The sequence below is a fragment of the Actinocrispum wychmicini genome (assembly GCF_004345645.1).
In the GTDB taxonomy this organism is placed as follows: Bacteria; Actinomycetota; Actinomycetes; order Mycobacteriales; family Pseudonocardiaceae; genus Kibdelosporangium; species Kibdelosporangium wychmicini.
This window is the reverse complement of sequence record NZ_SLWS01000001.1, coordinates 1,240,722-1,267,532: the sequence shown is the minus strand read 5'-3', so window position 1 is coordinate 1,267,532 and position 26,811 is coordinate 1,240,722. Positions and strand designations below refer to the sequence as shown.

Genomic DNA, 26,811 nt, shown 5'->3' with positions numbered 1-26,811 from the left:
CACACCCTCTTGCGGTGTCGCAGGTTATCGCCCGTTCGAGCAGAGGGTGCGCCGGGGTGTCGATCAAGAACCCGCCGTGCCGGACGCAAGGCGGTTACCTGCGTCAACGCGCAGCAGCGGTTACCGAGCCGTACGTAGTCGTGCGCTGTCGTGCGGGCCGGCCGGCCAGGGCGGCCAGTTCGTGGAGCTGACCGACCGTGCGTGCCGAGCCGTGTTCGGACCCGGCCATCCGGCTGATCGTCTCCTCCATCAACGTGCCGCCGACGTCGTTCGCGCCGCCGTTGAGGATCTCCGCGGTCCCGTCCTCGCCCAGCTTCACCCACGAACACTGGATGTTCGGGATACGCCCGTGCAGCCCCAGCCGGGCCATCGCGTGCACCGCGCGGTTGTCCCGCCGTGACGGCCCTGGGCGGGCCACACCGGCCAGGTAGATGGGCGCGTTACGGTGCACGAACGGCAACGCCACGAACTCGGTGAAGCCACCAGTGGAGTCCTGGATCCGGGCCAGTGTGCGCAGGTGCGCCAGCCAGTGCCCGGGGTGGTCGACGTGGCCGTACATCATCGTCGACGACGACCGGATGCCCAGTGAGTGCGCGGTCGACACGACCTCGATCCAGGTGGACGCCGGCAGCTTGCCCTTGGTCAACACCCACCGGACGTCGTCGTCGAGGATCTCCGCGGCCGTCCCCGGGATGGTGTCCAGCCCGGCGTCCCGCAGGTCCGTCAGCCACTCGCGGATGCTCACGCCTGCCTTGGAGGCCGCGCTGACGATCTCCATCGGGCTGAACGCGTGCACGTGCATCCGCGGCACCCGGGCCTTGATCGCGCGCACCAGGTCGGCGTAGTACGTGACCGGCAGCTTCGGGTCGATCCCGCCCTGGATGCACACCTCGGTGGCGCCGTCGTTCCACGCCTCCAGCGCACGGTCGGCGGCTTCGTCCACCGACAGCCGGTACGCGTCCGCGTCCCGCTCCCGTTGCGCGAACGCGCAGAACCGGCAGCCGACGTAACACACGTTCGAGAAGTTGATGTTCCGGTTGACCACGTACGTGATGTCGTCGCCGACCGCGTCCTGCCGGGCCGCGTCCGCCAGCCGGACCATCGTCTCCAGCGCGTCGCCTTCCGCCGTGATCAACGCCAGTGCCAGGTCGGCGTTCGCGGGGTCCAGCAACGCACCTGGGTTCGACTCCGCCAGCGCCAGGCCCGCCTTCACGTCCGACGCGAGGCGTTCCGGCACGATCGGCAGTTGTTTGCGCAGTTCGTCCCAGTCGCCGTACACCGAGTCGAAGTCGCCACGGCGGTCGTCCGTACGGCCCACGGTGTCGATCGTCGCGTGCAGGTCGGCACGGCCGACGGTGTCCAGGCCGCCGTCCGGCTCCTGCCACGGCAGGCCGACCGGGTGCACATCGGTGGCCAGGCCGTCCGGCCCGGACACGGCCGAGATGTGCTCGGCGATCCGGATGTCGGTCCACTGGCCGGGCGCGCCCCGCAGGAACCGCGGGTACACCGGCAGCCGCTCGCGCAGCTCGAAGCCGGCTGTGGAGGTCTCCGCCCGCAGCGCGTCCAGCGCCGGCCATGGGCGCTCCGGGTTGACGTGGTCGGGGGTGACCGGTGAGACGCCGCCCCAGTCGTCGACGCCGGCCCGCAGCAGCAGCTGGAACTCGTCGCCGACCAGGTTCGGCGGGGCCTGGACGCTCACGCCGGGCGGCATCAGCAGCCGGCCGACGGCCACGGTCGCGGCGAGTTCGTGCAGGTCCGCGTCCGGCATGCCGCGCATGGCCGTGTCCGGCTTGGCGCGGAAGTTCTGAACGATGATCTCCTGGATGTGCCCGTACTGCCGGGCGATGCCGCGGATCGCGAGCAGGGACTCGGCGCGCTCGGTGAGCGTCTCGCCGATGCCGACCAGGATGCCGGTGGTGAACGGCACGGCGACCCGGCCCGCGTCTGTGAGCACGCGCAGCCGGACCGCCGGCTCTTTGTCCGGTGAGCCATAGTGCGGGCCGCCCGGTTCGCTCCACAGCCTGTGGGCCGTGGTTTCCAACATCATGCCCATACTGGCCGCGACCGGTCGCAACCGGGACAGCTCTTCCCAGGACAGCACGCCCGGGTTCAGGTGCGGCAGCAGACCGGTCTCCTCGAGCACCGCGACGGCCATCGCCCGCACATAGTCCAAAGTGGAATCGTAACCGCGTTCGTCGAGCCACTTCCTGGCCTGCGGCCAGCGATCCTCCGGTCGGTCGCCGAGCGTGAACAGGGCTTCCTTGCACCCGGCCGCGGCGCCCTGCCGGGCGATCTCGAGTACCTCGTCGCGTTCCAGGTACTCGGCCGGCAGCCGGTGCGGGACGGTCGCGAACGTGCAGTAGTGACAACGATCACGACAAAGTCGAGTCAGTGGTATGAACACGGATCCGCTGTAGGTGACGATCCCCACACGGCCCTCGGCACGCAGGTGTGCGTCCCGGACCCGGGCCGCCGCCGCCATCAGCTCGTCCAGCTGCTCGCCGCGCGCGTGCAGCAACACCGTGGCCTCGGTGAGGTCCAGCGTAGATCCGTCGCCAGCCCGCCGCAGCGCACGCCGCATCGCGGCATCGCTCGGCTGGGGCTCAGGCGGGGTCATCATCAGTTCGATAGCCACCGAATTAGCCTAGGCGACCAAGAGTTCTCAAGCGAGATATTCCCTGGTGTGATCAGTATAATCAAACCCATGCGGAACAACGCGCGGTCGATGATGGCCCCCTTCCCGGGGTCCTCAGGCATGCGCTGATCGCAACCAGGTACCCGGTCGCCACCGGGTACCGACTCCGGGCGGCCGGTCCGTCCACCCGGAGGTCACTGTGCGGAACTTCTACGTCACCACGGCCATTCCCTACGTCAACGCCGAACCTCACCTCGGTCACGCCCTGGAGTTGGTCCAGGCCGACGTGCTCGCCCGACATCAGCGCCTGCGCGGCGCGAATGTCCGGTTCCTCACCGGCACGGACGACAACGCCCACAAGAACGTGACAGCGGCCCGAGCGGCAGGCGTCGACGTGCGCACGTTCGTCGCGGCGAACACCGAACGGTTCGCCGCACTTCGCGAACCCCTCGACGTCTCCTACGACGACTTCATCCGAACAGGTTTCGACGCCCGGCACGCCTCCGGGGTCGAGCGCCTGTGGCAGGCGTCGGCCGACCGCGGCGACTTCTACCGAAAGTCCTATTCGGGCCTGTACTGCCAAGGTTGTGAACAGTTCGTGACCGACTCGGTGTGCCCGGAGCACGGCACCGCACCGGAGGTCGTGTCCGAGGAGAACTGGTTCTTCCGGTTGTCCCGCTACGAGTCGCGGATCCTGTCAGCACTGGAGAACGACATCCGGATCGAGCCGGCCGCCCGCCGCAACGAGGTGCTTTCCTTTGTGCGCGCGGGACTGTCGGACATCAGCGTGTCCCGCCCGGCGGCCCGGTCCGGCGGCTGGGGCATCCCGGTGCCGGGCGACGAGTCCCAAGTGGTCTACGTCTGGTGGGACGCCCTGGCCAACTACGTGACGGCACTGCAGGGCCAGGACTTCACGCGCTGGTGGGACCAGGCGTCCCGAACCCACGTGATCGGCAAGGGAATCATCCGGTTCCACGCCGTGTACTGGCCGGCCCTGCTGCTGTCCGCGGGACTGCCGTTGCCCACCGCGATCTTCGTGCACGACTACCTGGCGGTCGCCGGCACCAAGATCTCCAAATCCCTCGGCAACGCCACCACAACCCCGGCGGACCTCGCAACGAAGTACGGCACGGACGCACTCCGCTGGTGGCTGCTCGCCGACCCAGCCCGCGTCGGCGACACGGACTTCACCGAGGAAAGACTGGTCGACCGCTACAACAAGGACCTCGCCAACGGTGTGGGCAACCTCTTCAACCGGGTCCGCGGCCTGGCCGGCACCATCCCCACCGGCCCCGACATCGCCCTGTCCACCAAAGTGGACAAAGCGTTGGCCGACTTCGACTTCCGCGCGGCCACCGGCGCGATCAGCACGGCCGTCGACGACGCGAACAGAGTGATAGAGACGTCAAAGCCTTGGCAGTTGGCGGGTTCCGAACGAGAGGAAGTCCTCAGTGGTCTGGGCGGCGCGTGCCGGAGCATCGCGCACGAACTGTCCGCGTTCATCCCCGGCGGAGCGGCCCGAGTCCTGAACGAGCCCAAAGCGTTCCCCCGACTGGGATAGCCCTCAGTCGGAGTACGTGATCGTCACCGGCGCGTGGTCGGACCAGCGCTCGCCGTACGACGCCGCCCGCTCGATGTCCACTGTGGTCGCGCGGGCGGCCAGGCCAGGGGTGGCGACCTGGAGGTCGATCCGCCAGCCGGTGTCGTGGTCGAAGGCTTTGCCGCGGTAGCTCCACCAGGTGTACGGACCGGGGACGTCCGGGTGTTCGGCGCGGACCACGTCGACATAGCCGAGGTCGGCGAAGATCGAGTCGAGCCAGGCGCGTTCCTCGGGCAGGCAGCCGGACTGGCCGCGGTTGCCGCGCCAGTTCTTGAGATCCAGGTCGCGGTGGGCGATGTTCCAGTCGCCGCAGACCAGCACCTCGCTGCCGGTGGTCGACGCCTTCTCGCTCAGTTCGGCGAGATACGGCAGGAACGCGGCCATGAACCGGTTCTTCTCCTCCTGCCGTTCGGTGCCCACGTCGCCGCTGGGGACGTACACACTGCCGATCACGATCCCAGGGAGGGTGACCTCCACGTACCGGCCGCTGTCCTCGAACTCGGCGGTACCGAAGCCGACGCGGACCGCCGACGGCTCGGCGCGGGTGTAGACGGCGACACCAGCGCGTCCCTTCGGGCCGTGCGCGTACGTGGCGAACCAGCCGTCCGATACTCCTTCGGGAAGTTGCTCCTCGACCGCGCGGACCTCCTGTAGGCACACGACGTCCGCTGCCGTTGACGCGAGCCATTCCCGGAAGCCTTTGCGCGCGGCCGCGCGCAGGCCGTTGACGTTCACCGTCGAAACGGTCAGCACAGGTGTGTCCTCACTTGCGGGTGACGGTGAACGTGCTGCATGACGCGTTCACCACCTTGCCGTCCATCGTGTCCGACTCGGGCTGACCCTGCACAAGCAGGTCGACCATGTCGTACCCGTTCGGCCGCTGGACCCAGTGGTCCTGGACGAACTTCAACTGGCCGGCGGTCGCGCTCAGCTTCATCACGTAGCTGCCGGACGCCGCCTGCGGGTTGCTGGCCAGCGGGAAGAAGGTGAAGGTCACCTCGGCCGTGCCGATCGTGTCCGCCGCGCCGATGTCCAGCTTCAGGCCGGTCTCGCCCTGCCCACAGATGTACGTGCCCTCCCAGTGTCCCTGCAGGGCGCTCACCGAAACCGACCCGCCGTCGCCCGAGGCGGACGTCGAGCCGCTCGACGGGGGTGTGCGGGAGCCGGTCACTCTGGGCAACGAGGGGCGGCTGCTGCCCGTGGTAGCGACGACGTCGTCAGCGGGCAGCGCCGTGCCCTGGACACTCTTCGCACACCCGGCGACCAGTACTAGGACGGCGGCGGCACTGATCAGCAAACGCACCGGCACACCGTAACGGAACGCCGGGTACGTGTCCGGCGATCAGCCGCAGTCGCGGCCGGCGATCGGCTTGACGAAGTCGTTCGACACCCAGTGGCCCTCGGACAGCTTCCGGAAGCCGTTCTGGGTGACCTTCTCGGCGTCCACCTCGGCCTTCTGCTTGTAGCTGCCGACCTGTGCCGACTTCACGTCCGGTGCCGCGCGGACCTTCAGGACGTCCGCGGTGACCGTCACCCGGCATTGCGAGGCGTTCGCCGCCGGGGTCGTGGGCGAGGCGTTGTTGGCGTTACCGGCCTGCTTGTTGCTGCCGATCACGTACAACACGATGACCCCGACCAGCACGGCGATGACTATCAGCGTTCGTTTGGGCAGGCCCAGCACGACACCCACGCTCCCGTCCTGGCTCAGTGATCAACCATGACCACGTATATCGCAGCTTGCCGTCGGGTAGAACCGCTGAGCGGAAGATGCACCCGGTGAAGTCCACCGGCTCAGCGATCCACCACTGTCAGTAGTCACCATGGTCGCACAAGTGACCCCCGCGAGTCTCGGTTCACGGTCGACTCACGGGGGCTCACCAGTTGGTCTTCAACCCTTGTTCAAGCTCACGCCATCTTGCGCCGCAAGTTCTCGTCCAGCGTGGCCAGGAACTCCTCGGTGGTCTGCCACGGCTGGTCCGGGCCGACCAGCAGGGCCAGGTCCTTGGTCATCTTGCCGCTCTCGACGGTCTCGATGACGACCTTCTCCAGGGTGTTCGCGAAGCCGATGACCTCGGGCGTGCCGTCCTGCTTGCCCCTGGCCTCCAGGCCACGGGTCCAGGCGTAGATCGACGCGATCGGGTTGGTGGACGTCGGCTTGCCGGCCTGGTGCTGGCGGTAGTGCCGGGTCACGGTGCCGTGCGCGGCCTCCGCCTCGACCTTGCCGTCCGGTGTCATCAGCACGGACGTCATCAGGCCGAGCGAGCCGAAGCCCTGCGCCACGGTGTCGGACTGGACGTCACCGTCGTAGTTCTTGCACGCCCAGACGTAGCCGCCCTCCCACTTCAGCGCGGCCGCGACCATGTCGTCGATCAGCCGGTGCTCGTAGGTCAGGCCCTTGGCGTCGAAGTCCGCCTTGAACTCCTCCTCGAACACGCGCTGGAAGATGTCCTTGAAGGCGCCGTCGTACGCCTTGAGGATGGTGTTCTTGGTGGACATGTACACCGGGTACTGGCGCTCGAGGCCGTATCGCAGGGACGCGCGCGCGAAGTCCTCGATCGACTTGTTGAAGTTGAACATCCCCAACGCGACGCCGCCGTCCGGGCCGTAGTTGGCGACCACGTGCTGGATCGGCTCGGAGCCGTCCGCCGGGGTGAACGTGATGGTCAGCTCACCGGCGCCGGGCACCTTGAAGTTGGTCGCCTTGTACTGGTCGCCGTGGGCGTGGCGGCCGATGATGATCGGCTTGGTCCAGCCCGGCACCAGCCGCGGGATGTTCGAGATGACGATGGGCTCGCGGAAGATCACGCCGCCGAGAATGTTCCGGATGGTGCCGTTCGGCGACAGCCACATCTTCTTCAGGCCGAACTCCTCGACCCGCGCCTCGTCCGGGGTGATCGTGGCGCACTTGACGCCGACGCCGTGCCGGGCGATGGCGTTGGCCGCGTCGACCGTGACCTGGTCGTCGGTCGCGTCCCGGTGCTCGATGCCCAGGTCGTAGTAGTCGAGGTCGACATCCAGGTACGGGTGGATCAGCTTGTCCTTGATGAACTGCCAGATGATGCGCGTCATCTCGTCGCCGTCAAGTTCGACGACCGTCCCCTCGACCTTGATCTTGGCCATCTGCCTGGGTTCCTCTCCCGGGATATCTCGTCCTTGAGTCGATTTAACAGTACAAGCGTACTGGCTCATTTTGGTGGCCGTGTCGCGGCCGTCACTTGGACCGGATGGTATGCCCGGCTCGGTAGGCTCCCTCAGTCGATCTTCCTGAGGGGGAACTCATGGCGACCGGACCCACGCACGCGATGAGCGGCTTACTCGTGTGGTCGGCCGTGACCGCGCTCGCGACCGACCACGCGATCGGGCAGCTCAGCCCGCGCGCCTGGGTGGTCGGGGCGGTGCTGGCGACCGGCGGCGCGCTGTTGCCCGACCTGGACCACCCGTCGTCCACGATCTCCCGCACGTTCGGCTCGATCAGCCAGGGCTTCTCCAGCCTGCTGCACGGCATGAGCCACGGCGTGTACCGGCTGACCCGGACGAGACGGGACGCCAACCGGCACGGCGGCCACCGCGGCCTGACCCACACCGTGTTCTTCGCCGTGGTCGCGGCGATCATCACCACGTCCGTGGTGCTGGCCAGCCAGAAGTGGGCGCTGCCCGTCCTGATGTTCGTGTTCTGCGGCCTGGCGATCCGCGGCGTGCTGCACAAGTGGGACGGCAGGAACGACGCGTTGGTGATCACCGTCGCGTCCATCGCGCTGACCGCGTTATGTCTGATGTGGACGGACCGGACGTCGGCCAACGCGGCCGCGTGCGGGGTGGCGGTCGGCATCGGATGCGTCGCGCACTACCTCGGGGACGCCATCACCGAACAGGGCTGCCCGATGCTGTGGCCGATCCCGTTGGGCGGCAAGACCTGGTACCCGGTGGCACCGCCGAAGATCATGCGGATGCGCACGGGCGGAACCGTCGAGCTGGTGATCGTGGCGCCGATCATCACGCTGTTGTCGATCTGGCTGGGCCTCGCCGCCCTGCAGCACACCGGCGCGTTGCCGTTCCTCGGTGGAGTGAAGCTGCTGCCCTGGACATAGGCTGTGTCGCCGTGGACGGATTACCGGACATCCCGGGGCTCGCGATCACCGGTGAGCTGGGCAGCGGCGGCTTCGGCGTGGTGTACCGGGCCCGGCAGGTCCGGATCGACCGGGACGTGGCCGTCAAGCTGGACAACCGGGTGCTGAACGCCCAAGCCGAACGCGACAAGTTCCTCCGTGAGGCGCGCGCCGCGGCCCGGCTGTCCGGTCACCCGCACGTGGTCTCGGTGTACGACGCGGGCGTGACCACGGATGGCCGGCCGTACATCGTCATGGAGCTGTGCTCAGGCGGGTCGCTGGCGGACCTGCTCGCGCGAGAGGGTCCGTTGCCCGTCGAGCGCGTGGTCGACATCGGGCTGCGACTCGCGGACGCGCTCGGGCAGGCGCACGCGGCCGGTGTGCTGCACCGGGACATCAAGCCGGCCAACGTGCTCATCGACGGCTTCGGCGCGGTGAAGCTCGCGGACTTCGGGCTCGCGGCGATCCTGGACGCCCAGGAGGCCACGATCACGTTGGGCGCGTTGAGTCCCTCGTACGCGGCGCCCGAAGCCTTCGCCTGGAGCGCGCCGACCCCGGCCGCGGACGTGTACTCGCTCGCCGCGACCCTCTACACCATCGCCACCGGCCGCAATCCTCGTGACATCCCCTGGCCGGCCACCTCGCTCGACCAGTTGGCAACCGCGCTGCGCGGCGAGATCCAGCCCATCAAAGGGGCGCCGCCGAACGTGAACGCGGCGCTGATCCGGGCACTCGCAGCGGAGTCATCAGCCCGTACGCCCAGCGCAGGGCTCTTCGCCGACGAACTCCGTGGCGCCGCACCGGTCCCAGTCGTCAAGCCACGACGATGGCTGTGGCCCGCGGCGGCCGTGGTCCTGGCCGTACTGGCCGCCGTGACCGTCTTCCTGCTGTTGACCCACAAGCCGGTAGTCACTCAGGACGCGGCGCCGCCGACCGAACCTGCCAGTGCCTCATCGACGACCGAACCAGCCGTGCCGCCGCCGCCGAGGCTCAAGCCGTGCGACGTCGGATACTGCATGGCCGCCAGTGCCTGCTTCCAGGGGACGGTGGTCATCGGCGGCAAACCGGCGTCGGCGGGCAGCGCCCGGTGCGAGGTGCCGCACTACTGGGAGGCGTTCGCCGGCGGCTGGCTGCCGGACGACGCGATGGACCTCCAACAGTCCGACATCGTCCGTCTGCCGGAAGTCACCAAGGTCTGTACGGCGGACGTGATGCGGACCCGGACGCACCCGGGAGCCACCACGGACGGGTGGTCGATCTCGGTGCTGCCGTCCAGAGCGGGTACCAACGGCCGGCCGTACTTCTACTGCATCGGATCGGGCAAGGGCGGTCAACACTCGGGCGCGAGCTTCACTACCGGGTGACCGATTACCATCCGCCGGGTGAACGTGTTCGACGAGATCGCCACTCACTACGACGATGACCTGTTCCACCAGGTGGTCGCGGAGAAGCTGGTCGCCGGACTGGCCGACGCGCCCACCCCGGACCTGGTCGTCGACATCGCCACCGGGACGGGCGCGGCCGCGTTCGCCGCGTTGCAGCACCTGGGCGCGCGCGATGTCGTGGCGGTCGACCTGTCCGCTGGGATGATTGCCCGCGCCCTGGAGAAGGCCGCGGTGCAGGACCCGGAGGGCAAGATCAGGTGGCAGGTCGCGCCGGCCGTGCCCGCGCCTGTCCCCGACGCGAGCGCGGACCTCGTGGTGTGTGCGTCCTCGCTGCATTTCCTGGGGAACGCGGCGTTGAAGGACTGGCTGCGGGTGTTACGGCCGAGCGGGACGATCGCGTTCAGCCTGCCGCTGGCGACCACGTTCACCCCGTCCAGCGCGTTCGCCCCGCTCGTCGCCACCGACCTGGCGCTGCCGACCACTGTGGCGGAAGCCGCGGCGGTCGCCACCGGCTACCTGAACCCGGTCGCGCACCGCATCGAGGCGTCGAGCGGGCGCGTGGCCTTCCTCGTCTACGCCACGGCTCCGGCGTGAACCAGGTCGACGAACATGGCCAGCCGCTTGCGCTGGCTCTCCTTGGGCGTCCGGCCGCCGCGGGTCAACATCACCTGGCCGTGTAGCGCACTCCACACCACTTCGGTGAAGATGCCGAGATCCTTCTCGCCGGCGAGCGGCCGGAGCACCTCCAGGATCGCGTTGAACCCCGCCTTCATTGGCTCCGGAGTCTCCTCCTGCGCGAACCGCAGCGGCGTCGACAGCGTGAACATGGCGTCGTACACCGCCGGGTTGGCTTCGGCGAAGTCGACATAGGCGCGGACCAGCGGCTCCAGCCCTCGGCGCCGGCCGAGCTCCGCCGCCAGCTCGGCGAACCCCTCAAGCGCGACCGCGCCGACAATCGCGTCCTTGCCCGCGAAATGGCTGTAGAGCACGGGTTGGCTGTACTCGATCAGCTGGGCCAGCCGGCGGGTGGTGACCGCGTCCCACCCCTCCGCCTCGGCCAGGTCCCGCGCGGTCGTGATGATCAACTGCTGCCGCCTGGCGCGTTCCCGCTCGCGGCGTGCTTGGACGGACACACTAGGAATCCTAGCACCGCTAGCGCACAGAGCGCTGCTTGTGTTAGCGTCGCTCTAACATCTAGCACCGCTAGGAGAACGAGCATGCACTACATCGCCATGGGCATCGCGATCCTGTCCGGCCTCGGCATCATCTTCGTGGGCAGCCAGTACCTGCTCGCCCCGGCGCGGACAGCGAAGTCCTTCGGCCTGCCCACCTGGCCGAACGAGACGTCGTGGCTGAACCTGAAAGGGATCCGGGACGTCGTCTCCGGCCTGTCGGTCCTGATCCCGCTGGCCCTGGGACAGTTCGAAGTCGCCGGCTACCTGATGCTCGCCGCCGCGATCACCCCCACCGGCGACGCCATGACAATCCTGCGGAACAGAGGAAGCAAAGCCGCCGCCTACGGAATCCACGGCGCGACCGCGCTCGTGGTGATCATCGGCGGCGTGCTGTTCCTGGCCGGTTAGCCCAGTCCCGGCTACCAGCACGATCTTGCCGCTCATCCGGCCGGCTTCGCTCAGTTGGTGCGCTTGGGCCGCTCCGGCGAGCGGCGGTGTGCGCGCCATCGCCCAGCTAGTATCCGCCGTAAGAAGGCACACTGGTGGGAGGTAGGTACCTGGTGGATACCGGCTGGCCCGGGATGGCCTGGTCACCCGAACCGTCCACCCCCGCTTTGGCTGAGGTCGTGAGCTAGTGCGGAACCATCTGCTGGCCACCGGGACGTTCGCGGCGGGCACGAGTGCCCAGGTCATCGCCGGGGTGCTGCCGGAGGTGTCCGCCGAGCTGCACGTGTCGGTCACCGCGACGGGCCAACTGCTGACCGCGTTCGCACTGACGTACGCCGTCGCGTCTCCCTTGCTGGCCGCGGCCACCGGGCGGTGGGAACGGCGACGGCTGCTCGTCGTCGCGATGGCCGTCATGGCTGTGGGGAACGCTCTCGCCGCCATCGCGCCCAACTACGTGACGCTCTTCATCGCGCGCATAGTCACCGCGCTCGGCGCGGCCGTGTACACGCCGACTGCGACGACAGTCGTGACGGAGTTGAACCCGCCGGAGCGCAGGGCGCGCGCCATCGCGACCGTGTTCGGTGGCCTCACGATGGCGTTGGTCGTGGGGATCCCGTTGGGCAGTCTGCTGGCCGAACCTCTGGGATACCGCGGGGTGTTCGCGTTGGTCGCGGGGTTGATCGCGATCGCGGCCGTCAGTGTCCGTCTGGTCGTTCCGTCTGTCGCGGCGCCGCCTGCCGTGGGGTTGCGGGAGCGCCTGCGGGTCGTCGCCGACAGGCGGGTTCTCCCGTTGCTTGTGGTGACACTGCTGGTGTCGATCGCCGGCGTGAGCGTGTACACGTATCTCACCGAGTTGCTCAACGACGTCACCGGTGTGAGTGGCTGGATGATCAGCCTGCTGCTGTTCGTCTACGGCCTCGGCGGGGTGCTGGGGAACATCGCCGGTGGGCGGGTGACCGACCGGCTGGGCACCAGGGGGCCGTTGATCGTGTCGCTGGCCGGCTGCGTGGTCACCATGGCCGTGTTGCCGTTCGCGGCGACCGGCGTGGCCGGCGCCGTGGTGATCCTGCTGCTGTGGGGGATGTCGGTGTGGTCGATCAACCCACCGATGCAACACCGGCTGGTGGACATCGCGCCGACCACCGCAGGCCTGGTGCTCGCGGTCAACGCGGCCGCGATCTACCTGGGTATCGGACTGTCCGGAGTGGCCGGTGGGCTGGTGATCGAGTTCTCCGGGACACGCGCGCTCGGGCCCGTGGCGGCGGCTGTCGCCGCCGTCGCCCTGGTTGTTCTGGTTGTGGCGACTCAGCGTTCGGAGTCGGCCGGCTCCACCACACAGTCCGGACCGGGGTACACCAGTCCTTCGTGCCCGTCGGAGAACCGCACGAGGTAAGGCGGCGAGCCGTCCGGCCCCCGCACCTCGATGATCTCACCGTGCCGTTCGGCAAGGCCCACGTTCTTGCCGTGGACGAGAAGCCGATCACCCGCAGTCGCGTGCATAGGTGGTTCACCTCCACACCAGAGTGTCGCGAACTCTCCCGCCGCGGCGTTCCGCCAACCAGGTGTCACTTCGCGGCGGCTTTGGCCGCCTTCTTGAAGGCCCGGACCTCCGCCAGGGTTTCCGGACTGGTGACGTCGGCGATGGAACGCCGTGACCCGTCCTCGCCGTACGCACCGGCTGCCTCACGCCATCCCTCCGGGGTGACGCCCAGCTGTTTGCCGAGCAACGCCACGAAGATCCTGGCCTTCTGGTCGCCGTATCCGGGAAGCGCCTTCACCCGCTTGAGTACTTCCTTGCCGTCGGGCTTGCCGGACTTCCAGATCTTGTCGGCCTTGCCGTCGTAGTGCTCCAGGACGTACTGGGCCAGCGCGTGGACCCGGCGGGCCATCGAGCCGCCGTACCGGTGGATCGCGGGCGGCTGCACGCACAGCTCGACGAACTCCTCCACGTCGGCGTCCGCGATCTTGGTGATGCTGAACCCGGCCATCCGGTCGGCGATCTTCTGCGGGCCGGCGAACGCATGCTCCATCGGGAACTGCTGATCCAGCAGCAGCCCGGTGAGCAGCGCGAACGGATCCTTGCTCAGCAGCTTGTCGGCGTCCGGGTTGCCAGTCAGGCGCAGTGCTTTCGGCATGCCGTCATCCTGGCACGAGCGGCGGCGATCGGTGACATGGCGAGGGTCAGCCGAGGACGGCCTGGATGAGCTCGTCGGCCAGTTGCGGGGTGGCGGCGGCCAGGCCGGACCAGCGGCGGGTCAGGTCCGGGTCGAAGTCGAGGGGACGGCCGTGCACGTCCAGCACCACCCCGCCGGCGGCCGGCACGATCACCATCGCCGCCGCCAGGTCCATGATCCGGTGGGTGTTCGAGCCGGAGTCCACGAAGGCGTCCACCGAGCCGTCGGCGACCAGGGCGGCTTCCAGGCAGGTGGTGGCCAGGACGCGGACCCGGTCGGCCCGGCCGACCACGCGCAGCCAGGCGTCGAAGCTGTTGTTCTTGGGACGCAACATGGTCACCGTGGCTCCGGCCAGGGTGGTGCGGCCGGTGGTTCGGTACGGGGTGGGTTCGCCGGCACGGGCCCACCAGGTACGTCCGGTGTCGAACCAGAGGGTCAGGGCTTCGGTGGCGGTGTTGTCGGTGACCACGGCACCGGCGAAGCACGACAGCGGGAGGCCCATCGCCGCGTTCGACGAGCCGTCCACCGGGTCGATCACCAGGGTGACCGCGGAACCGTGGTCGACGAAGCCGGCCTCCTCGCTGAGCAGGTTCACCCGGTTGCGGGACGCGGACTCAACGATGGCCTCGTCCACCAGGGCGTCGACCCGCATGGTGGGTGTTCCGTCGGCGCCCATCGCGACCTGCTCGCCCAGTTCCGCGCGGGTGTGCCGGGCGCGGGCCGCTCGGAACGCCGTTGCGGCGGCGGACGCCGCGTCGGCGAGGGCCGGATGGATGCCGGACGGCAGGTCGGGGTCGGGTACCGGCCACGCGATCATCGACATACGAGCACGGTACCTGGGAACGTTGAGTCCTCTAAGTTCGTTTGCGTGACCAGAGGGAGGCGGAGGGTGCAACGCACTGGGGAAGGTCAGCGGGTGCTCGTGGTCGACGACGAACCGGCGATCACCGAGCTGCTGTCCACCACGCTGGACCTCGCCGGCTATCGCGTGTCCACCGTCGGCTCCGGCCAGGCGGCGCTGCACGCCGTCGCCAACGAGCGTCCCGACCTGGTGATCCTCGACGTGATGCTGCCGGACATGGACGGGTTCGCGCTGTGCCGGCGGATGACCGAGGGCGGCCACACCCCGCCGATCCTGTTCCTCACCGCGCGGGGCTCGATCGAGGACATGGTCACCGGGCTGCGGATCGGCGGGGACGACTACGTCACCAAACCGTTCCACGTACTCGAACTCCTCGCCCGGGTGCACGCCCTGTTGCGCCGGTCCGGCAAGGCCACCGGCCAGGTCCTGCGCAGCGCCGACCTCACCCTGGACGAGACGAGGTTCCAGGCCGCCCGCGGCGGCCAGCCGATCGAGCTGACCCCGACCGAGTACAAGCTGCTGCGGTATCTCATGGTCAACGCGGGCCAGGTGATGACGAAGGAACAGATCCTGCACCACGTGTGGCAGCACGAGTTCGGCGAAGGCGTGGTGGAGAAGCTGGTGTCCCGGCTGCGGCACAAGATCGACGCCGGCCGTTCGCCGCTGATCCACACCGTCCGCGGGTTCGGCTACCGGATCGCCGAGCTGTAGATGCGCAGCGCCCGCGGCCGTCTGCTGGTCGGACTCATCGGTCTGACGGTGTTGGGGATGGCCGTCATCGACTGCGCGGCCGTTGTCGTGCTCGACGCGTACGCGACCAACCGCGTCGACCGCACCCTCGTCGAAGTCCAGCGCAACCTGCCGCCACTCGCCGGCCATCTGGTCACAGTGGACGGTGTCGCGGTGGGACAGCAGATGCCCGAAGGGTTTCTCATCGTCCTGGTCGCTCCGGACGGCCGGATCCTGGAACGCACCCAGCCGGTCAGCCTGACCGGGGAGCCGGTCACCGCGCCCACCATCCCCGACCCGGTCCCGCCGGGCTGGGCCGCCGAGCCGCTCACACTGTCCTCTTCGGACACCAGGTTCCGGATGCGCTCGTTCGACCTCGGCGAACACGCCGAAATCCTGCTGGCCGGCCAGAACAGCCCGACCCAGTTCCGGTACGCCATCATCGGCGGCAGCCTCAACGCCGGCGAGAACGCGGTCAACCAGCTGGTCGTCTTCGAACTCGTCGCCACCGGCGCCGCGGCGATCGCGGTGTCCGTGTTCGGCGCGGTCCTCTTCAACCGTTCGCTGCGGGAACAGAAACAGTCCGAACAACGCCTGCAGGACTTCGTCGCCGCCGCGTCGCACGAGCTGCGGACGCCGCTGACCACGATCCGCGGCTGGGCGGAACTCCAGCGGGTGTCCGGCAAGCCGGAGCTGGCCGCGGTGGCGTTGAGCCGGATCGAGCAGCAGGCCGACCGGATGAGCCACCTGGTCGATCAGTTGCTGCATCTGGTCAGCCTGGCCCAGGACCCGCTTCGGGACGTCCCACGGGAACCCGTGGACCTGCGCGGGATCGCGGCGGAGTCGATCGCGGACGTCAGCGCGTTGCACCCGGACCGGCGGATCACGATGGACGCGTCGCGGGAGTCGGTCGTCGCGGGCGACGAGCAGGCGTTGCGACAGGTGGTGCGCAATCTCGTTGACAACGCGCTGAAACACACGCCGCCCAGAACATCCGTGACAGTCAGCGTGCAGGACGGTTGCCTGACGGTCGCCGACGAAGGCCCTGGTATGGCGCCTGATGTGGTGGCGCGCGTGTTCGAACGCTTCTACCGCGCGGAAGGCCGGACCTCGTCGGGCGGCACCGGCCTGGGCCTGAGCATCGTCCAGGCGATCGTGCTGGCGCACGGCGGCGAGATCACCGTGACCAGCGAGCCGGGCCGGGGCAGCACCTTCCGGGTGTCGCTGCCCACCGTCAGCTCTTTGTCAGACCAGTGACAGCCCAGGGTCAGGTTCGAAGCGTTACGTCGAAGGCAGATGAGAGGAGTTCGCGATGACAGAAACCCTTTCCGACATCTACGACTTCCCCACCGACCGTGGCGACACTCCGCTCGACCCGCCCGCGGAGCTGTTCGACCGGCCGCCGCTGTCCAGGCTGCAGTATCCCGACGGCGACACCGGCTGGCTGGTGACCTCGCACAGCCTCGCCCGCGCGGTGCTGGCGGACCCGAGGTTCAGCTCCCGCGCCGAGTTCCGCAAGTCCCCGATCCGCGTGATCCCGGACCCGCAGCCGGCGAAACCAGGCATGTTCATCGCGCTGGACCCGCCCGACCACGGCCGCTACCGCAAGCTGCTGACCGGCCAGTTCACCGTGCGCCGGATGAACCAACTGATCCCGCGGATCGAGGAGATCACCGCGGCGCACGTGGAGAGCATGCGCCAGGCCGGGCCGCCGGTGGACCTGGTGCAGGCGTTCGCGCTGCCGATCCCCTCGCTGGTGATCTGCGAACTGCTCGGCGTGCCGGCCACCGACCGGGCCTACTTCCAGCGGGAGTCCGCCAACCTGCTGCGGCTCGACTCGCCGCCCGAGGAAGCCCGCCGGGCGTTCGAGGACCTGGAGTCGTACCTGCTCGGGCTGGTCGTGAGCAAGCACGGGCAGCCGGGCGACGACATGCTCAGCGGCCTGGTCGCCGATGGTGAGCTGACCGACGAGGAGGTCGCCAACATGGGGCTCCTGTTGCTCATCGCCGGGCACGAGACCACCGCGAACATGTTGGGGCTGGGCACTTTCACGTTGCTGACCAACCCCGACCAGCTGACCGCGCTGCGATCCGACCCCAGCCTGGCCGAGAACGCCGTGGAGGAGTTGCTGCGCTTCCTCACGATCGTCCACTTCGGAGCGGCCAGGACCGCGCTCGAGGACGTGGAACTGGACGGCCGGCTGATCAAGGCGGGCGATCCGGTGTCCATCCACCTGCCCGCGGCCAACCGGGATCCGATGCGGTTCGTCGACCCGGAACGGCTGAACCTGGCCGGGACACCGGCCGGGCACGTCGCGTTCGGGCACGGCATCCACCAGTGCCTCGGCCAGCAGCTGGCCCGGATCGAGATGCGGATCGGCTTCACCGCGCTGCTGCGGGAGTTCCCGACCCTGCGGCTGGCGGTCGACCCGGACGACGTGCCGCTGCGCGACGACATGGCCATCTTCGGCGTGCACAAACTGCCCGTGGCCTGGTGACACGACAAAGGGCGCCCTCGGGGAGAGGGCGCCCTTTGGCACGGATGTCAGATCAGGCCGAGGCCCTGGACCGCGTCGCGCTCCTCAGCGAGCTCGGCCACGGAGGCGTCGATGCGGGCGCGGGAGAAGTCGTCGATCGCCAGGCCCTGCACGATCTCGTAGTCGCCGCCGGTGGAAGTCACCGGGAAGGACGAGATCAGGCCCGCCGGCACGCCGTACGAGCCGTCCGACACCACACCGGCCGACACGAAGTCACCCTCGGCCGTGCCGTTCACCCAGTCGTGGACGTGGTCGATCGCGGCGTTCGCGGCGGACGCCGCCGAGGACGCGCCACGGGCCTCGATGATCGCCGCGCCGCGCTTGGCCACGGTCGGGATGAAGTCCGCTTCGATCCACTTCTGGTCGTTCACGGTCTCGGCCGCGTTCTTGCCGTTGACCTCGGCGTGGAACAGGTCCGGGTACTGGGTGGCCGAGTGGTTGCCCCAGATCGCCAGGCGCTTGACGTCGTTGACCGTGACGTCCAGCTTCTTCGCCAGCTGGCTGTACGCGCGGTTCTGGTCGAGCCGGGTCATCGCGGTGAAGCGGGCCGCGGGCACGTCCGGCGCGTGCCGCTGGGCGATCAGCGCGTTGGTGTTGGCCGGGTTGCCGACCACGAGGACGCGGATGTCGTCGGCGGCTACCGCGTTGATGGCCTCGCCCTGCGGCTTGAAGATGCCGCCGTTGGCTTCGAGCAGGTCACCGCGCTCCATGCCCTTGGTCCGCGGCCGGGCGCCCACCAGCAGGGCGACGTTGGCGCCGTCGAACGCCACCCGCGGGTCGTCGCTGATGTCGATCCCGGCCAGCAGCGGGAACGCGCAGTCGTCCAGCTCCATGGCGGTGCCTTCGGCGGCCTTGAGCGCCGGGGTGATCTCCAGCAGGCGCAGCCGGACCGGGGTGTCCGGCCCGAGCAGCTGGCCCGAGGCGATCCGGAACAGCAAGGCGTAGCCGATCTGGCCGGCCGCGCCGGTGACGGTGACGTTGACGGGGGTGCGGGTCATTGCCTTCCGATCCACTCAAGTGAGTATGGGGGTCTCGGGCGCGACCAGCGCGGTCTCAGCGCCGGGACCAGCCACCGCAGGCTATCAACCCCGCAACACCCGGTCTTTGGGCAGTGGCATGGCTCTCACGGGATCTGGGACACGCACCAGGGCGTTGGCCACGATCCAGCCGAAGGCGGCGCCGAGGGTGTTGGTCATCAGGTCGTCCACGTCGAAGATCCGGTACGCGAACGGCGCGGTGCCGAAGTTGGCGGTCAGCTGGGTGATCTCGATCAACAGTGCGAACGCGAATCCGATGAGGACGGCCTGGCGCAGGTTCCGCCGCCACAACGTCCGGGCGAACACCCCCACCGGCACGAACAGCAACACGTTCAGCACGACCTGGGTGAACGCCCGCGGGTCGCCGCCGACGAAGTCGAGCACCCACTGGAACGGCACGAGCTGAATGGTCTGGACCGGCCGGTGGGTGTGCGGGCCGGGCAGCGGCAGCAGCACGATCGCGACGGCGAGGCTGGCGTAGAGCGTGACCACGGCGCCGCTCATGACCGTGCGGGCGCGCCTGCGGCCGGCCAGCTGCACCAGGACGACCACCGGCCACGTGACCAGGAAGATGATCAGTCCGGAGTGGAGGGCGGTGAGCTGGCTCGGCGTCATGCCAACGACGTTATGGAACCGCCCCTACCTGCGACTTCGGTCGAAGAGCCGGTCCATCCTCGGCCGGTTGACCGAGGCTGGCCGACCATTCAGCCGGTGGAGTCGAAGGGGCCGCCGACGATCGTCAACGAGATGAAGATGATCATCGCGGCGAATCCGCCGTACAGCAGCACATCCACCTTGCGCGTGCGGACCGCGAGCAACCCGGCCTTTCGGTCGGGCAACACAGCCCGTAGGAACGCGGCCAGCAGGAGGGCGAGGCCGATCTCCGTGGTGCCCTCGCGCCAGTGCTGCATCACGACCCGCACGATCCCGATCACCACGACCAGCATCACGACAGCGAACGGCAGCTGGGTCCGGGTGCCGCCGTTGTTCGCGGACACACTCACCCCCGGGCCTCGGCGGCCTCGACGACGTTCGTCAGGAGCATGGCCCTGGTCATCGGGCCGACGCCGCCTGGGTTGGGCGACAGGAACCCGGCGACCTCGCGCACGTCCGGGTGGACGTCGCCGGCCATGCCGGCCTCGGTGCGGCTGACGCCCACGTCGAGCACGGCGGCGCCCGGCTTGACCATGTCCGCGGTGATCAGGTGCGCCACGCCGGCGCCGGCCACCACGATGTCCGCGCGGCGGACCTCGGCCGCGAGGTCCTTGGTGCCGGTGTGGCACAGGGTGACCGTCGCGTTCTCCGACCTGCGGGTGAGCAGCAGGCCCAGCGGACGACCGACGGTCACGCCACGACCGATGACGGTGATGTTCGCGCCCGCGATGGGCACCTGGTAGCGGCGCAGCAGCTCGATGATGCCGCGCGGGGTGCACGGCAGCGGAGCGGGTTCCATCAGGACCAGCCGGCCGAGGTTCACCGGGTGCAGGCCGTCGGCGTCCTTGGCCGGGTCGACCCGTTCGAGCAGCCGACCCGTGTCGAGGTGCGGGGACACGGGCAGCTGGACGATGTAGCCGGTGCAGGCCGGGTCGGCGTTCAGCTCGTCCAGCACGGCCTCGGCGGCCTCCTGGCTGATGTCGGCCGGCAGGTCCTTGCGGATCGACGTGATGCCGACCTTGGCGCAGTCCGAGTGCTTGCCGCGCACGTACATGGCCGAGCCGGGGTCGTCGCCGATCAGCACGGTGCCGAGGCCGGGTGCGATGCCGCGCTCCTTCAGCGCGGCCACCCGCACCTTCAGGTCCTCGTAGATCGCGTCTCGGGTCGCCTTGCCATCCAGGGTGGTCGCGCTCACTCGGTCATCCTCTCAAAGCCGGGACGGGCACCTTGGCCGGGATGAAAAGGGTCAGCAGCACGGCAAGCACACCGGCCGCGGCGGCGGCACCGACGGCCACGGCCGGCCCGCCGTGGTCGAGCAGCAGCCCGGAGCTGGGCATCGCGATGAACGTGCCGACCGTACTCGCCGTGGCCACCCAGCCGAACGCCTCGGTCCTTCGTTCCGGCGGCGCCAGCTCGCCGAGGACGATGTTCGCCGCGGCCAGGGTGGGCGCGATCGCCGCGCCACTGAGCAGGAGCACCAGTCCGACCAGCCACGGCAGCGCCGGGTCGGACACTGGCGGCATGGTCGGCACCAGCGCGACCAGGCCGACCAGGGTCAGCAGCACCCGAACGGTGAGCCTGGGCCGGCCGGTGAGGCCACCGGCGACGAGCCCGCCGAGGAACGAGCCGACGGCCCAGACAGCGCCGAGCGCGCCGGCCAGGATCGGCATGGCCATGTTGCGGCCGAGCGCGACGATCGTGGTGTCCACCATGAACAGCGCGCCGACCAGGCATAAAGCCAGGCCGAGGCAGGCCGCGACGCCCGGCGCGGTCAACAGCGCGGTGCGTTCCCCCGGAGGCCTTCTCCTCGGCCGGCAGCGGGCCGTCGAACCCGGCGCGCGCCAGGGCACGGGCGAAGACCACGGCTCCGATCGTGGCCAGGGCGCCGCAGATCACTATCGCCAACGCCGGGTTGAACAGCGCGACGACCGAAGCGGCCAACAGCGGCCCGACGGCGTACAGCAGTTCGGTGAACGTCGCCTCGACCGTGTACATCGACTTCAACGCGGACCCGGTGAGCAGGCGCGGCCACGTCGCCCGCGCGACCGGGACGACCGGCGGGCAGGCCAGGCCGGCCGCGAACGCCAGCCCGGCCTCCAGCGGCCACCAGCCGGGCGGCAGCCAGCTGGGCACGAACGCCACCAGGGTTACCCCCAGGCCATAGATCACACCCGTGCCGACCAACTGGCTCGCCGCGCCACGCCGGTCGGCCATCCGCCCGCGCAGCGGCCCGGCCACCCCCAGGCCGACCATCAGCACCGCGCCGAGCAACCCCGCCACCGCGTACGACCCGGTCCAGCCGGCGATCAGGAACGACATCGCCAGCGGCGTGCCAGTCATGTGCAGCCGACCCACCAACGTCCAGGTCAGCAGGCCCAAAGCCCGCGGGACGCGGGCCAGTTCGCGGTAGGGGCGGAGCACCCGGCCACTGTCTCAAGGGGGACCGACAAAACGCGAACGATTACGCTGCGAGGTGTCACGGGTCCGGTTGGGCACTTCGTGTAAAGGCAGATGGTGAATTCCCCATGTGCCGAATCGGATCGAGAAAGGGAGGATGGGAACGTGACGCAACCGACCCAGCTGGATCCGACCGAGCAGGACACTCTGGTCAAGCAGATCGGCTTGGCCCTGTTGCGGGCCGCCCCGACGGAGTGGGCACAGGTCACGGTGCACTACCGGGCTGTCGGCCGGTACCACGAGATGACCGCCGAGCTCGCCGTGCAGGCCGCCGATCACACCGACGACGCCGAACCCGAGGAGGTCCGGCCGTGGACCGTGGCGCCGGACCTGGCGACCCTGTTCGCCCGGCTGCGCGGCGGCATGTACCGCGACGGCCGCGGGACCTGGTTCAACGCCCGCTACCAGCTTGACCGGCCGTCCAGCTACAACCTCGAGTACGACCGGGACGAGCCGCGGTGGACCAACCCGCCGCCGCCACCGGCGTTCGCGGACGAGTTGCGCATCTTCCCCCGTGACGACGAGAACGTGCCGGAATGGCTGGCCAGGCGCCTGTCCGCGCCGATGCCACCGCCGATGCCGCAGACCCCGCCGGGTGGTTTCGAACGGCCCAGGTTCCGGGTCGCCCGGACCTTCGACGGCATCGGCCCGCAGGGCCGGCCGATCGTGAACCGGCCGCAGCTGGACGAGCTGGACACCCAGGCGATGCTCGCGTACCTGGACGACGCGCCGTTCGCGCTGCCCAGCCGCGGCTACGACGTGGACCGGCTGGACCCGGAGGGCCGCAACTCGGTCCCGATCGCGTTCCACACCGACGGGGTGTGGATCTGGCCGGCGTCGGTGAATTACTACCTGCGGACCTACGGCGTGAGCCCCGAGCCGGACCTGGTGGACCACATCCGCCGGCATGGCTTCGAGGTGCCCCAGGTTGACGAACAGGTGGTCGCGGACGCGTCCGCGTTCGTCGCCCGCGGCACGCCACCGCCACAGCCGGGGCGGCCGACGCCCCCGCACCCGCCGATCAACGTGTCACCGCCTCAGCCTCCGCCGCCGCCGATCTCCGCGCCCCCGCCGCCCGCTCCGGCGCCGGCCATGCCGGCCCCGGCTGTCCCGGCGATGCCGTCGGCGCCCCCGCCGGGCCCGGCGCTGGCCCAGGTCCGGGGGAAGTTCGCCGAGCTGGGCGTGCCCGAGTCGGCGTACCGGATCGGTCCGCCGGTGGAGCGCACGTGGACGCTCGAGCGGGTGGACGACGGCTGGCGCGTGGGCTGGTTCGAGCAGAACCAGTTCGACTCGCCGCAGCATTTCGAGGACGTCACCGACGCGTCGGCGTTCCTGCTCGGCAAGGTCCTGATGGACGGCCCGAGGCCACCCGCGCCGCTGCCCGTTCGGGCGGAGATGCCGGAACCTTCGGTCCCCCAGCAGGCGCCCCCGCCGCCTCCCCCGCCACCGTTGCCGGCCCCGGCCGCGGAGGACGACTTGGACAGGACCGTGCTGTCGATGCCGTCGCTGTCCGCCCTTGAGGACACCGAGGAACGCGAGCGGGCATCCGTGCCGAGCGGGCCCAAGCCCGAGCCGATGCACCAGCCCGGCAACGCCACCGCGATGATCTCCGCGCCGGCCCCCATGGCCCGGCCGACGGAGATCACCGCGCCGGCCGCCCGGCCGGCCGAGATCACCAGCCCGGGACGCCCCCAGGACTGGCCCATCCAGCCGCTTTACGGCGAGCCGCCGTTGACGTTGTTCCGCGGCAAGCGGCTGGTGGAGCTGCACCCGGGCACCGAGATCGACCGGTTCGGCGCGGGCGACGGGAATCTGACGTACTCGGTCGGAACGCCGTTCCCGTTGCGGTCCCTGGTGCCTGACTGGGTGCACCGCGAGTACCACACCTATCGCGTACAGCAACCGTTCGAGGCGTTGACCGGGGTGGCCATCCCCTGGTTCGAGCAGCCCGGCGGGGGCACCGCGTTCCTGCTGCCGCACGCGGTCGAGGACATGGTGGAGGACGGCTACCTGATGGAGGTCCCCGGCCGGGAGCGGCCACCGAGCTGAGCGGGGTCGGCCGGCAGCCCAGCGTCGGCCCGGTGGATGTTGCTATCGTCGCGTCGCCGTAGCCAGAGCTGGGACCGCCGACCACCGGGGGAGTTATGGGCGTTTTCGACAAGATCCGCGGCGAGTTCATCGACATCATCGAATGGACCGATGACAGCCGGGACACCATCGTGTGGCGGTTCCCGCGGTACGAGAACGAGATCAAGATGGGCGCCAAGCTCACCGTGCGTGAGTCCCAGGCGGCCGTCTTCGTCAACGAGGGCCAGGTCGCCGACAGTTACGCGCCGGGCATGTACACCCTCGAGACGCACAACATGCCGATCCTGTCCACGATCAAGGGCTGGAAGTACGGGTTCCACTCGCCGTTCAAGGCCGAGGTGTACTTCGTCAACACCCGGCAGTTCACGGACATGAAGTGGGGCACGCAGAACCCGGTGATCGTGCGCGACCCGGAGTTCGGCATGGTCCGGCTGCGCGCGTTCGGCGCGTTCTCGCTGCGCGTGATCAACCCGCCCGCACTGCTGAAGGAGCTGGCCGGCACCGACCCGCAGTTCCGCACCGAGGAGGTCTCGGAGTACCTGCGGCAGATGATCGTCGGCCGGCTGGGCACGGCACTGGCGTCGTCCGGGGTGCCCATGCTCGACCTGGCCACCCAGCAGGGGCAGATCGGCGACCGGCTGGCGGTGGCGCTGACCGAGGAGCTGGGCCCGATGGGTCTGGCCATCCCGAAGTTCATCATCGAGAACATCTCGCTGCCGCCCGAGGTCGAGGCGGCCATCGACAAGCGCTCGCAGATGGGCGTGCTCGGCAACCTGGACCAGTACACGAAGTTCCAGACGGCCAACGCCATCGAGGACGCGGCGAACAACGAGGGCGGCGCGGGCGCCGGGCTCGGTGTCGGGCTGGGCATGGGGCTCGGCCAGACCGCCGCCGCGGCCATGCACCAGCAACAGATGCAACCCCAGGCGCAGCAGGCTCCGGCGGGTCCGCCGCCACTGCCGCCGGTGGAGCAGTGGTATGTCGGCGCGAACGGCCAGCAGTTGGGTCCGTTCGACCGCAACGGGTTGGGCCAGCAGGTCGCCGGTGGCGTGCTGACGGCGACCACGTTGGTGTGGCGCAACGGCATGGCCGGCTGGGTGCCGGCGAGCCAGGTGCCCGAGCTGACCCCGCTGTTCGGGGCCGTCCCGCCGCCACTGCCGCCGCAGGCCTGACCGCCATGACGGACACCCCGGCCCCGGCCGCGTCCCACACGTACCCGTGCGGTGGCTGCGGCGCCCGCGTCCAGTTCGCGCCTGGCACCAACGCCATGCGCTGCCCGTACTGCGGGTTCCAGCAGGAGATCACGACGGGCGACCGCCAGGTACGTGAGATCGCGTTCGCCGAACTCACGCGGCTGCCGCGCAAGCCCGTGGGCGCGATCGGCGCGTACACGCTCAAGTGCCAGCGCTGTGCGGCGCAGACACAGACCAACGACATCGCCGGCACATGCCAGTTCTGCGGCTCGCCGCTCGTCGTCGACGGCACCGCGACCGGCCAGATCGTGCCGGAGGCAGTGCTGCCGTTCATGCTCGACCGTGGCGCCATGCGGGACGCGTTGGGCAAGTGGACGTCGTCACGCTGGTTCGCGCCGTCGGCGCTGAAGAAGGTCAGGGAGGCCGAGTCCACGAAGGGCACGTACGTCCCGCACTGGACCTTCGACTCACAGACCGTGTCGCAGTACTCCGGCCAACGCGGTGAGCACTACTACACGACCGAGCGCTACACCGACAGCGACGGCAACACGCAGACCCGTCGGGTCCAGCACACCCGGTGGTATCCGGCGAACGGCGTGGTGGAGCGGTTCTTCGACGACATCCTGATTCCCGCCAGCGTCGCGTTACCGCAGAAGAAGCTGCACGACCTTCAGCCGTGGCCATTACTCGACGCGGCGCCGTACCAGCCGCAGTACCTGGCCGGGTACTCCGCGCTGCGCTACGACGTCGAGCCGGAACAGGGCTTCGACACGGCAAGAACGACCATAGAGCCGGTGATCCGCGAGGACTGCCGGCAGGACATCGGCGGCGACGAGCAACGCGTCAACGACGTCGCCACGCAGCACAACAACGTGACGTTCAAGTTGATGCTGCTGCCGGTGTGGATCGCCACGTACCTGCACGCCGGCAAGACCTGGCAGATCCTGGTCAACGGCCGGACCGGCGAGGTGCACGGCGAACGCCCGTACAGCAAGGCCAAGATCGCGTTGGCGATCCTGCTCGTGCTGGCCGTGATCGCGGCGATCATCGTCTGGATCGTCCTGTCCCGCCACACCGGAACGACGACCACGTCACCGACCCCCGCGCCCAGACGCTAGGGCACCACGACAACAGGGCGCTTGGCGTCCTTGATCAGCATCTTCGGCACCGAGCCCACCAGGCCACCGCCGTGCCGCGACCGGCCGACCACAATGCAGTCGGCGCGCCGCTCCTCAGCGATGGCCTCAAGGCCGTGCGCCGGATCGCCGCGGTAGTGCACCAGCTCCCACGGGACGCCGGAGCGGTCCAGGTAGGCGGCGGCGTCCTGGCGGATCTCGTCGACGAACGCGGACGCGGCCTCGGTCGCCCCGGCCATGCCCATCGCCGTCCAGTACGCCGGGCTGGCGATCGGCTCCACGTAGACGAGCACCAGCTTGGCCCGTTCCCGTCTGGCCAACCCCCCTGCCCAGGCAGCGGCGTGCAGCGCGGGCGGACTGCCGTCCACGCCCACGACGATCACGTTCGACCCGTCCTTGCCGATCTCGAAGTCGGCCGCGCCCTCGGACACCCCCGGATCGTAAAGGGACAAGCCGCTTCGTGCGGACCGCCGTCCGGATGCCGACCTGAGTTGACACACGACAGCTAGCGGTCACGACCGGAAGTTCGTCGGGGGTCTCGACGGCCCAGCTTCCCGCTGGCCGCACGGCCGAAAGACCCGAGTACAACCCGGTACG

At 69.5% G+C, this 26,811-nt stretch carries 28 protein-coding genes and 1 pseudogene; 13 read left to right on the top strand and 16 right to left on the bottom strand.

The window, feature by feature from the left end; all coding sequences use genetic code 11:
* Positions 1 to 103: 103 nt before the first annotated feature.
* Positions 104 to 2,620 carry a bifunctional FO biosynthesis protein CofGH gene (locus EV192_RS06400; RefSeq protein WP_132113088.1) on the bottom strand — a complete coding sequence of 839 codons (2,517 nt, stop codon included), beginning with the start codon at positions 2,618 to 2,620 and terminating at the stop codon, positions 104 to 106.
* Between the two features lie 214 nt (positions 2,621 to 2,834).
* Here EV192_RS06400 and metG point away from each other — a divergent pair, with 214 nt between their 5' ends.
* On the top strand, positions 2,835 to 4,196 hold the full coding sequence (metG, locus tag EV192_RS06395; RefSeq protein WP_132111948.1) for a methionine--tRNA ligase: 1,362 nt from the start codon (positions 2,835 to 2,837) through the stop codon (positions 4,194 to 4,196).
* A 3-nt stretch (positions 4,197 to 4,199) separates the two neighbouring features.
* Here metG and EV192_RS06390 read toward each other — a convergent pair whose 3' ends face one another.
* From EV192_RS06390 to EV192_RS06375, 4 genes are all read right to left on the bottom strand, one after another.
* Positions 4,200 to 4,988 (bottom strand): exodeoxyribonuclease III, encoded by a 789-nt coding sequence (locus EV192_RS06390; RefSeq protein ID WP_132111946.1) that lies wholly within the window; start codon positions 4,986 to 4,988, stop codon positions 4,200 to 4,202.
* Between the two features lie 10 nt (positions 4,989 to 4,998).
* Positions 4,999 to 5,538 carry a hypothetical protein gene (locus tag EV192_RS06385; protein WP_132111943.1) on the bottom strand — a complete coding sequence of 180 codons (540 nt, stop codon included), beginning with the start codon at positions 5,536 to 5,538 and terminating at the stop codon, positions 4,999 to 5,001.
* Positions 5,539 to 5,577: 39 nt separating this feature from the next.
* Entirely contained in the window at positions 5,578 to 5,925 is a 348-nt protein-coding gene (locus EV192_RS06380) for an SH3 domain-containing protein (protein WP_243726658.1), read from the bottom strand.
* A 215-nt stretch (positions 5,926 to 6,140) separates the two neighbouring features.
* Complete coding sequence (locus tag EV192_RS06375) at positions 6,141 to 7,355, bottom strand: NADP-dependent isocitrate dehydrogenase (protein WP_132111941.1); 1,215 nt, start codon at positions 7,353 to 7,355, stop codon at positions 6,141 to 6,143.
* Between the two features lie 158 nt (positions 7,356 to 7,513).
* Between EV192_RS06375 and EV192_RS06370 the strand changes: the two genes are divergently transcribed.
* From EV192_RS06370 to EV192_RS06360, 3 genes are read left to right on the top strand one after another with little or no spacing between them, the layout of a single operon-like run.
* Positions 7,514 to 8,323: a metal-dependent hydrolase gene (locus tag EV192_RS06370; protein WP_132111939.1), complete on the top strand. Its 810-nt coding sequence runs from the start codon at positions 7,514 to 7,516 to the stop codon at positions 8,321 to 8,323.
* A gap of 11 nt (positions 8,324 to 8,334) precedes the next feature.
* Positions 8,335 to 9,705 (top strand): serine/threonine-protein kinase, encoded by a 1,371-nt coding sequence (locus EV192_RS06365; RefSeq protein WP_165960227.1) that lies wholly within the window; start codon positions 8,335 to 8,337, stop codon positions 9,703 to 9,705.
* 18 nt (positions 9,706 to 9,723) lie between these two features.
* Positions 9,724 to 10,320: a class I SAM-dependent methyltransferase gene (locus EV192_RS06360; protein ID WP_243726657.1), complete on the top strand. Its 597-nt coding sequence runs from the start codon at positions 9,724 to 9,726 to the stop codon at positions 10,318 to 10,320.
* Here the strand turns inward: EV192_RS06360 and EV192_RS06355 are convergent.
* Positions 10,299 to 10,859, bottom strand: coding sequence for a TetR/AcrR family transcriptional regulator (locus tag EV192_RS06355; RefSeq protein WP_132111933.1), 561 nt, complete (start codon positions 10,857 to 10,859; stop codon positions 10,299 to 10,301). The two genes, EV192_RS06360 and EV192_RS06355, sit on opposite strands and share 22 nt — an antisense overlap.
* A gap of 84 nt (positions 10,860 to 10,943) precedes the next feature.
* Here EV192_RS06355 and EV192_RS06350 point away from each other — a divergent pair, with 84 nt between their 5' ends.
* Both EV192_RS06350 and EV192_RS06345 read left to right on the top strand, forming a co-directional pair.
* Positions 10,944 to 11,309, top strand: coding sequence for a DUF4267 domain-containing protein (locus EV192_RS06350; RefSeq protein WP_132111931.1), 366 nt, complete (start codon positions 10,944 to 10,946; stop codon positions 11,307 to 11,309).
* A gap of 226 nt (positions 11,310 to 11,535) precedes the next feature.
* Positions 11,536 to 12,741 carry an MFS transporter gene (locus EV192_RS06345; RefSeq protein WP_243726656.1) on the top strand — a complete coding sequence of 402 codons (1,206 nt, stop codon included), beginning with the start codon at positions 11,536 to 11,538 and terminating at the stop codon, positions 12,739 to 12,741.
* Here the strand turns inward: EV192_RS06345 and EV192_RS06340 are convergent.
* From EV192_RS06340 to EV192_RS06330, 3 genes are all read right to left on the bottom strand, one after another.
* Positions 12,654 to 12,848 (bottom strand): DUF1918 domain-containing protein, encoded by a 195-nt coding sequence (locus EV192_RS06340; RefSeq protein ID WP_132111929.1) that lies wholly within the window; start codon positions 12,846 to 12,848, stop codon positions 12,654 to 12,656. The genes EV192_RS06345 and EV192_RS06340 overlap by 88 nt on opposite strands.
* A gap of 65 nt (positions 12,849 to 12,913) precedes the next feature.
* Positions 12,914 to 13,483: an HhH-GPD-type base excision DNA repair protein gene (locus tag EV192_RS06335; RefSeq protein WP_132111927.1), complete on the bottom strand. Its 570-nt coding sequence runs from the start codon at positions 13,481 to 13,483 to the stop codon at positions 12,914 to 12,916.
* A 46-nt stretch (positions 13,484 to 13,529) separates the two neighbouring features.
* Positions 13,530 to 14,345, bottom strand: a complete 816-nt coding sequence (locus tag EV192_RS06330; RefSeq protein WP_132111925.1) for an inositol monophosphatase family protein — start codon at positions 14,343 to 14,345, stop codon at positions 13,530 to 13,532.
* A 66-nt stretch (positions 14,346 to 14,411) separates the two neighbouring features.
* On the opposite strand from EV192_RS06330, the gene EV192_RS06325 reads away from it, so the two are divergent.
* From EV192_RS06325 to EV192_RS06315, 3 genes are read left to right on the top strand one after another with little or no spacing between them, the layout of a single operon-like run.
* Positions 14,412 to 15,095, top strand: a complete 684-nt coding sequence (locus EV192_RS06325) for a response regulator transcription factor (RefSeq protein WP_243726655.1) — start codon at positions 14,412 to 14,414, stop codon at positions 15,093 to 15,095.
* On the top strand, positions 15,096 to 16,370 hold the full coding sequence (locus EV192_RS06320; RefSeq protein ID WP_132111921.1) for a sensor histidine kinase: 1,275 nt from the start codon (positions 15,096 to 15,098) through the stop codon (positions 16,368 to 16,370).
* 55 nt (positions 16,371 to 16,425) lie between these two features.
* Positions 16,426 to 17,610 (top strand): cytochrome P450, encoded by a 1,185-nt coding sequence (locus tag EV192_RS06315; protein ID WP_132111919.1) that lies wholly within the window; start codon positions 16,426 to 16,428, stop codon positions 17,608 to 17,610.
* A 47-nt stretch (positions 17,611 to 17,657) separates the two neighbouring features.
* Here EV192_RS06315 and EV192_RS06310 read toward each other — a convergent pair whose 3' ends face one another.
* The 6 genes and pseudogenes from EV192_RS06310 to EV192_RS57300 form a co-directional block, all read right to left on the bottom strand.
* The gene (locus EV192_RS06310; RefSeq protein ID WP_132113082.1) at positions 17,658 to 18,647 is read right to left on the bottom strand and encodes a malate dehydrogenase; all 990 of its coding nucleotides are present in this window, start codon (positions 18,645 to 18,647) and stop codon (positions 17,658 to 17,660) included.
* Between the two features lie 84 nt (positions 18,648 to 18,731).
* A complete protein-coding gene (locus EV192_RS06305; protein ID WP_132111917.1) occupies positions 18,732 to 19,301 on the bottom strand; it encodes a VanZ family protein in 570 nt (189 codons plus the stop codon).
* Between the two features lie 89 nt (positions 19,302 to 19,390).
* Positions 19,391 to 19,690 (bottom strand): DUF3017 domain-containing protein, encoded by a 300-nt coding sequence (locus tag EV192_RS06300; protein WP_424923341.1) that lies wholly within the window; start codon positions 19,688 to 19,690, stop codon positions 19,391 to 19,393.
* Positions 19,687 to 20,535: a bifunctional methylenetetrahydrofolate dehydrogenase/methenyltetrahydrofolate cyclohydrolase gene (locus EV192_RS06295; protein WP_132111915.1), complete on the bottom strand. Its 849-nt coding sequence runs from the start codon at positions 20,533 to 20,535 to the stop codon at positions 19,687 to 19,689. Before EV192_RS06295 ends, EV192_RS06300 begins: the two co-directional genes overlap by 4 nt.
* Positions 20,536 to 20,539: 4 nt before the next feature.
* Complete coding sequence (locus EV192_RS06290) at positions 20,540 to 21,190, bottom strand: MFS transporter (RefSeq protein ID WP_132111913.1); 651 nt, start codon at positions 21,188 to 21,190, stop codon at positions 20,540 to 20,542.
* A 7-nt stretch (positions 21,191 to 21,197) separates the two neighbouring features.
* Positions 21,198 to 21,620: pseudogene (locus EV192_RS57300) on the bottom strand (MFS transporter); the annotation flags it as partial.
* On the opposite strand from EV192_RS57300, the gene EV192_RS55540 reads away from it, so the two are divergent.
* From EV192_RS55540 to EV192_RS06270, 4 genes are all read left to right on the top strand, one after another.
* Positions 21,514 to 21,750, top strand: coding sequence for a hypothetical protein (locus tag EV192_RS55540; RefSeq protein ID WP_243726653.1), 237 nt, complete (start codon positions 21,514 to 21,516; stop codon positions 21,748 to 21,750). The pseudogene EV192_RS57300 and the gene EV192_RS55540 sit on opposite strands and share 107 nt — an antisense overlap.
* Before the next feature lie 101 nt (positions 21,751 to 21,851).
* The gene (locus tag EV192_RS06280; RefSeq protein WP_132111911.1) at positions 21,852 to 23,846 is read left to right on the top strand and encodes a TNT domain-containing protein; all 1,995 of its coding nucleotides are present in this window, start codon (positions 21,852 to 21,854) and stop codon (positions 23,844 to 23,846) included.
* A 95-nt stretch (positions 23,847 to 23,941) separates the two neighbouring features.
* Complete coding sequence (locus EV192_RS06275; RefSeq protein WP_132111909.1) at positions 23,942 to 25,057, top strand: SPFH domain-containing protein; 1,116 nt, start codon at positions 23,942 to 23,944, stop codon at positions 25,055 to 25,057.
* Positions 25,058 to 25,062: 5 nt separating this feature from the next.
* On the top strand, positions 25,063 to 26,196 hold the full coding sequence (locus EV192_RS06270) for a TFIIB-type zinc ribbon-containing protein (protein WP_132111907.1): 1,134 nt from the start codon (positions 25,063 to 25,065) through the stop codon (positions 26,194 to 26,196).
* Here the strand turns inward: EV192_RS06270 and EV192_RS06265 are convergent.
* Positions 26,193 to 26,645: a universal stress protein gene (locus EV192_RS06265; protein ID WP_243726652.1), complete on the bottom strand. Its 453-nt coding sequence runs from the start codon at positions 26,643 to 26,645 to the stop codon at positions 26,193 to 26,195. The two genes, EV192_RS06270 and EV192_RS06265, sit on opposite strands and share 4 nt — an antisense overlap.
* Positions 26,646 to 26,811: the final 166 nt, after the last annotated feature.

Coding starts and splice junctions, on each gene's coding strand:
- EV192_RS06335 (WP_132111927.1), bottom strand. CDS start 13,483: ATGCCGAAAGCACTGCGCCTGACTGGCAACCCGGACGCCGACAAGCTG.
- EV192_RS06280 (WP_132111911.1), top strand. CDS start 21,852: ATGGTGAATTCCCCATGTGCCGAATCGGATCGAGAAAGGGAGGATGGG.
- EV192_RS06320 (WP_132111921.1), top strand. CDS start 15,096: ATGCGCAGCGCCCGCGGCCGTCTGCTGGTCGGACTCATCGGTCTGACG.
- EV192_RS06310 (WP_132113082.1), bottom strand. CDS start 18,647: ATGACCCGCACCCCCGTCAACGTCACCGTCACCGGCGCGGCCGGCCAG.
- EV192_RS06370 (WP_132111939.1), top strand. CDS start 7,514: ATGGCGACCGGACCCACGCACGCGATGAGCGGCTTACTCGTGTGGTCG.
- EV192_RS06275 (WP_132111909.1), top strand. CDS start 23,942: ATGGGCGTTTTCGACAAGATCCGCGGCGAGTTCATCGACATCATCGAA.
- EV192_RS06315 (WP_132111919.1), top strand. CDS start 16,426: ATGACAGAAACCCTTTCCGACATCTACGACTTCCCCACCGACCGTGGC.
- EV192_RS06305 (WP_132111917.1), bottom strand. CDS start 19,301: ATGACGCCGAGCCAGCTCACCGCCCTCCACTCCGGACTGATCATCTTC.
- EV192_RS06330 (WP_132111925.1), bottom strand. CDS start 14,345: ATGTCGATGATCGCGTGGCCGGTACCCGACCCCGACCTGCCGTCCGGC.
- EV192_RS06375 (WP_132111941.1), bottom strand. CDS start 7,355: ATGGCCAAGATCAAGGTCGAGGGGACGGTCGTCGAACTTGACGGCGAC.
- EV192_RS06270 (WP_132111907.1), top strand. CDS start 25,063: ATGACGGACACCCCGGCCCCGGCCGCGTCCCACACGTACCCGTGCGGT.
- EV192_RS06350 (WP_132111931.1), top strand. CDS start 10,944: ATGCACTACATCGCCATGGGCATCGCGATCCTGTCCGGCCTCGGCATC.
- EV192_RS06340 (WP_132111929.1), bottom strand. CDS start 12,848: ATGCACGCGACTGCGGGTGATCGGCTTCTCGTCCACGGCAAGAACGTG.
- EV192_RS06400 (WP_132113088.1), bottom strand. CDS start 2,620: ATGATGACCCCGCCTGAGCCCCAGCCGAGCGATGCCGCGATGCGGCGT.